General features: G+C 49.0%; 4 protein-coding genes and 1 pseudogene. 4 read left to right on the forward strand and 1 reads right to left on the reverse strand.

What is annotated here, in order from left to right; genetic code table 11:
* The 4 genes and pseudogenes from NP77_RS19015 to araC form a co-directional block, all read left to right on the forward strand.
* A pseudogene (locus NP77_RS19015) lies at positions 1-142 on the forward strand (IS6 family transposase); the annotation flags it as partial.
* Positions 143-370: 228 nt separating this feature from the next.
* Positions 371-2,401, forward strand: coding sequence for a beta-galactosidase (locus tag NP77_RS19020; protein ID WP_039661306.1), 2,031 nt, complete (start codon positions 371-373; stop codon positions 2,399-2,401).
* Positions 2,398-3,822: an MFS transporter gene (locus tag NP77_RS19025; RefSeq protein ID WP_003848210.1), complete on the forward strand. Its 1,425-nt coding sequence runs from the start codon at positions 2,398-2,400 to the stop codon at positions 3,820-3,822. Before NP77_RS19020 ends, NP77_RS19025 begins: the two co-directional genes overlap by 4 nt.
* Positions 3,823-3,904: 82 nt before the next feature.
* A complete protein-coding gene (gene araC / locus NP77_RS19030; protein ID WP_003848208.1) occupies positions 3,905-4,783 on the forward strand; it encodes an arabinose operon transcriptional regulator AraC in 879 nt (292 codons plus the stop codon).
* A gap of 214 nt (positions 4,784-4,997) precedes the next feature.
* Here araC and NP77_RS19035 read toward each other — a convergent pair whose 3' ends face one another.
* A complete protein-coding gene (locus NP77_RS19035) occupies positions 4,998-5,642 on the reverse strand; it encodes an NAD(P)-dependent oxidoreductase (RefSeq protein WP_231572345.1) in 645 nt (214 codons plus the stop codon).
* Between the last annotated feature and the right edge of the window lie 231 nt (positions 5,643-5,873).

Consider the following 5,873-nt stretch of genomic DNA (forward strand, 5'->3'; position numbering starts at 1 on the left):
TGCTGGGATTCAAATCATTTGTCGAACGCAGACGATACTGGCTGGCATTGAGTTAATGCACATGATACGCAAGGGTCAATTTCATCATTCAGCCAACAGTGAATTGTCACCGGCAGAGCAATTTTATCTGTTGGCTGTTTAATAAATCGGCAATGCCACTTTTGCTGACTTGTCTACGCTAATGCGACAGAGCCGTTAATACGGTAGAAAGATCAAAACAGATTAATGATCCTCTCTGTCCTTTTGTGATGGACTTCATAAGACTCACTGGGCAGCGAGTTTTTCTATGTTGCCAGCGACATGCTTTATCTATCTCTGACCGCCTTGCTCTAATTTATCCGCTAAGCATTTACAATAAAAGGCGGTTCAAGTGGAGAAGTTACTATACGGTGTTGCTTACTATCGTGAATATATGCCCGAAGAAAGGCTGGATGATGACATACGCCTGATGAAGGCGGCAGGCATTAATGTGGTTCGTATTGCTGAAAGCACATGGAGTAGTTATGAACGACAGGATGGGGAATTTAACTTTTCCAGCGTACTGACCGTTCTGAACCGCATGCATGCTAACCATATCGCCGTCATCATCGGCACGCCAACCTATGCCATCCCTGCATGGCTTGCGAAAAAACATCCTTCGGTTATGGCCACCACCCCACAGGGAGTGAACAAGTATGGTCACCGTCAGAAGATGGATATCACCAGCCCGATTTACCTACGATACGCCGAGCGGGTTATTCGCAAATTGTTAGACGCCACTGCCAGCCATCCAGCCGTGATTGGTTATCAAATCGATAATGAGACTAAATATTATGATACCTGCGGAGAACCCGTTCAGCTTGGCTTTGTGGAGCATCTGAAAAAACTGTTTGATAACAATGTTGAAAAAATGAATGCCGAGTATGGACTTGATTACTGGAGTAACAGGGTCGACGCCTGGGAAGATTTCCCACCGCTTGAAAGTACTATTAACGCAAGCCTGGGTGCCGCTTTTCAGCGCTATCAGCGCGGATTGGTCACGGACTTCCTGGCCTGGCAGGCAAAACTTATCAATGAGTATCGTCTCCCTGGTCAGTTTATTACGCATAACTTTGATTTTGAGTGGCGGACCTGGTCCTTTGGCGTTCGTGGTGAAGTTGACCATTTTACGGCCTCTTCAGTGCTGGACATTACAGGGGTAGATATTTATCACCCAGGCCAGCATCAGCTTACCGGTGTGGAAATAGCCTTCTGCGGTGACATTGCGCGTACGACAAAAGACTCGAACTATTTTGTTCTGGAAACGCAGGCGCAAGCGTTTAAGAACTGGACCCCTTACCCCGGCCAGCTCTTTCTCCAGGCTTTCAGCCATATTGCATCTGGTGCCGCGATGATAAGCTACTGGCACTGGCACTCTCTGCACAACTCATATGAAACGTACTGGAAAGGACTGCTCAGCCACGATCTCGAGCCAAACCCTGTCTATAACGAGGCTAAAAACATCGGTCAAACCCTGGCTCGTCTTTCTCCGCAGCTCACGGGCCTGAAAAAGCATAATCGTGTCGCACTGATCGTCAGTCAAGACTCATTGACGGCTATTGACTGGCATCCTCACAAGGGGCACCAGTTTGGCCGTCATAAGGAGCATCAGTATAACGACACGGTACGCGCTTATTATGATGCCCTTTACCGCCTCAACATTGAGGTGGATATTCTTGCGGTTGACGATCCCCGGCTGTCCCGTTATCAATTGCTGATTGCCCCCCTGCTTTACGCCGTTTCTGAATCATCTCTGCAACGTCTGAATCAGTTTACCCAAGAGGGCGGACACATCCTGTACGCCTTCAGATCTGGCTTTGCCAATGAACACCTCAAAGTCAGACATGTCAGACAGCCAGCCGTCATCAGGGAAGCTGTTGGCGCAAATTATCAGCTATTTGTTGAGCCGCACGAAGTGACGCTTCAGTCCGATCAGCTAAACATCCCTTCCGGACAAGCCATTGTGTCTGACTGGATGGAGCTGCTGGAAGCCGATGCCAGCGCTGAAGTCTGGGCCAGTTATAGGCACCCCTACTGGAATAAATATGCGGCTATCGTTCACAACCAGTATGGTGCCGGAACGACAACCTACGTTGGCTGCAGCATCAGTTCTGAAGCCGTGGAAGCGGTGCTTCTCCGACTGATTGAAAAAACAACTCTGGATGTCGCCACTATATCGCTGGACTATCCGGTAACGGTGAGACATACGGTTAACCGTTCAGGCAATACCGTTCTTTTCTTCCTTAACTACTCCAGCCAGCCTCAGACCATGACCCTCACGTTTAATGCTGACGAGTTATTGAGCGGACAGCATTACTTGCAGGGGCAGTCGCTCAACCTGGCGGATTGGGGCGTGGCGATTTTTGAAGTGGAGAAACAATGATGACCTCTAACTCATCAAGTCATGATCTGCAGCGTATTAGCATACGGGAACGTCTGGCCTTTGGCGTGGGTGATTACGGCACCAATTTAACGTATACATTAATGGTGACCTTTCTGGCGTTTTATTACACCGATGTTGTAGGCATTTCTGCTCTGCTGGTTGGATCACTGATGTTCTTTGCCCGTGTTCTGGATGCCATTATCTGTATTTATGTAGGTATACGCATTGATAAAACGCGCTCCAGCCTAGGCAAAGCCCGGCCCTGGGTGCTGTGGACCGCCGTTCCGTTTGGTCTGTCAGCCATTTTAATGTCGACCGTCCCGAACGCCAGTTACACACTGAAAGTGATATACGTCTGCATTACCTATCTGCTAACCAATATTATGTTTACCGCGAATAACATTGCCTACGGTTCGCTCCTCGCTTTAATCACGCGTGATAATTATCAGCGTGGCATGCTGAGCGTCTTTCGGAAGGGATTTTCAACCTGTGGTTCACTTACTGTAGGGGTATTAACATTGCCGCTGGTAGCATTTTTTGGGAACAGCAGCACGTCTTGGATGATCGTATTCGCTATTTTTGGCATATTTACCTCCGTATTTTTGCTTCTAACCGCGCTGGGTACCCGGGAGCGCGTAGAGCCGGTGAACAGCAATAACAGCCAAAGAATTAATGCCAGGCAGGTCACGCGTTCAGTAATGGCAAATCGCTACTGGCTCATCATTTTTTTCTATCTGATGATCACGTTCACCAGCCTTACGGCATTGTCAGCAGTGGGGGTGTATTATTCAAAATATGTTCTTGCCGATATATCACTGATTGCATACATCAGTATGGCCCAGTATATACCAGGGTTGCTTACGCTGATGATCATCCCCGCGCTGCTTAAAAAACTGGGGAAACGGCGCCTTGCCATGCTCGGATTAACCATTTGCTGTGTTGCTTACCTGCTCCCATTGTTCGACAAGCAAAATGCGTTGTTTGTGATAGTGGCAACGGCGGTACGTAGCGTGGGATTTTGCGGCATTGGTGCCACTATGTTCGCCCTTCTGGCAGACACTATCGACTACGGTGAATGGCGAACCGGGTTACGTATTGAAGGCATTCTCTTCAGTGCAGGTACGCTGGGTCAGACACTTGGTATGGGGCTGGGTACGGCAAGTGTAGGCTGGATACTGGGTGCGGCCGGATTTGTTAGTGGTGGTGGAGCCCATCAGTCTGAAACCGTCATCAACACTATCGAATTTTTGTTTATCTTTTTCCCGCTAATCCTTGCGGCGCTAAACCTGGTACTACTCTGGTTCTACAAGCTCGATGATTTCTATCCCCAGGTAGCACAGGATTTATCTGCCGGCCGTTATCAGCAATCTGAGGGAGCGAACCCTGCGGCCATGAGTGACGGTTTGCTAAATCCGAAGTGATTTCTGCTGCATAAGATTACATCTCCCCTTCAGCAAGGGGGACAATATAGTATCTAAAATTTTGAAACAGGAACGGGTGAAAATGGAAGAAATGAATGAAGCAGATTTGTTAAGCTTTTCGCCGCTAATGAAAAGATTCTCTTTTAATGCATTCATGGTTTCCGGATTCACCCCTATAAACCCTGGCAGTAAACTCGATTTTTTTATCCATCGCCCTAACGGAATGAAAGGTTACATGATTAATCTGACGTTGAAAGGCGAAGGGATTATTTATCATGCAGATGGAGAATTTTATTGTCAGCAAGATGAGATGCTGCTATTTCCTCCTGGTGTTATTCATCACTACGGTCGGGCAAAGGAGAGTATTGCCTGGGATCATCTTTGGATCTATTTTATCCCCCGCCCTTACTGGACTGACTGGCTGCGCTGGGACAATAAACAGGGAGACATCGGCCGCATGAAGCTTCCTGATAATTTGCACAGCAAGGAAATGGTTCAGCTCTTTAAGGAGGTTATATCGGGTAATGCAGTAGGAGCATCCCTGCCGGAAGCACTGGCCATGAATGCGCTTGAGCGTATCATCTTAAAGGCTTTCCAGCTTCAGCCGGCCAGCAACCAGCATAATCGGGATCCGCGTGTTCTGATTGTCTGTGATTACATCAATAAGCACCTGTCCGAAGATACCCGTATCGAAGCGCTTGCGCGCCTGACCTTCCTCTCAGCTTCACGGCTCACTCATATATTCAGAAAAGAGATGGGCAATACCATTTACGGCTGGCGTGAACAACAGCGTATTTCTCGCGGCTGTGATCTCCTTCGATATACCCAGCTGAATATCACTCAGATTGCTCGCGCGGTAGGCTATGAAGACCCACTTTATTTTTCACGCGTGTTCAGTCAGCATAATCAGCTGAGTCCACGCGATTACCGAAAAAATTTTGAAAGAGCTTCCCTATTTTAGCAATGCAGAGCCTTTATGCTCTTCAAGCGTGGCCACAATTTTGCCCTGTTTTAATTAAGGGGTGCCAGTAAGTATTGGAAGCAATAACGAACTCCTGCTCCTCGCTTCTGGAAGACATCAGCTTAGTGCCAAAAGCGGACCTTCATCCGATAAAAACACATCACAGCCGCAAAAGAGCAGGAATGTCATAACAAGCAGACGGTCTGAACAATGATTAATATCCCAGCGTCCGGTCCACTTCATTGACAAGAGGAGTGCCGTTCCTCATCCATTGCAAGTTATCAATGAACTGGTCCACAACCGGCTCTGTTGATGGTTGCGCGGCAATATGAGGTGTCACCAGAATTTTCATGTGGCCCCAGAATGGAATATCGGGGCCTAACGGTTCCGCGGCGAAAACATCCAGTGCAGCGCCGCTGATGTGTCCGTTCTCAACGAGCTCAAGCAGATCCTGCTCTACCAGAATTCCCCCGCGGGCCACGTTGATGACATAACAACCCTTATGCAGCCTGGAAAGCATATGTCTGTTCAAAAGATGACGCGTCTCGTCAGTCAGCGGAAGCAGACATACCAGAAAGTCACACTCTTCCAGAAAGGCGACCAGGTTCTGCTGTCCGACAAACCGCTCAACACTGACATTACGTGATGCAGTGCGGGTCCAGCCGATTACCCGGAATCCGAGCGCAGCGACGGCTTGAGCGACCACCACGCCTGTCTGACCAAGCCCCATGATCCCCACGGTTGACTGACTGGCGCTGGCAACAGGTAAGCGCGACCACTTCGCAGAAGCGTGCTGCCGCTCAAGCGTTCGCAGATCGCGAAAGTGACGCAAAATCTGCATTACGACATACTGAAACATACTGTATCCCAGCCCGATGTCACAGGCGCGGGTCACTTTTACCTCCGGAGGGAGATCGCGTGCCTGAAGTATTCCGTCAGCCCCGGCCCCCACCGACGCCACCAGTCTGAGCTGGGGCAACCGCGGTGCTGTTCCTTCAGGCAGGGAAAAGGTAAAGATGGGGCTCTGTCGCATTAAGGAGCCGTCAGGTAACATGCTGTTTTTTTTGTGATGTTGCCGAATATGTCCTTG

Source organism: Pantoea sp. MBLJ3 (assembly GCF_000816655.1).
In the GTDB taxonomy this organism is placed as follows: domain Bacteria; phylum Pseudomonadota; class Gammaproteobacteria; order Enterobacterales; family Enterobacteriaceae; genus Pantoea; species Pantoea eucalypti.

What these genes read in the sequence shown, in the direction of transcription:
- NP77_RS19025 (WP_003848210.1), top strand. Translation starts at nt 2,398, where the DNA reads ATGATGACCTCTAACTCATCAAGTCATGATCTGCAGCGTATTAGCATA.
- araC (WP_003848208.1), top strand. Translation starts at nt 3,905, where the DNA reads ATGGAAGAAATGAATGAAGCAGATTTGTTAAGCTTTTCGCCGCTAATG.
- NP77_RS19035 (WP_231572345.1), bottom strand. Translation starts at nt 5,642, where the DNA reads ATGTTTCAGTATGTCGTAATGCAGATTTTGCGTCACTTTCGCGATCTG.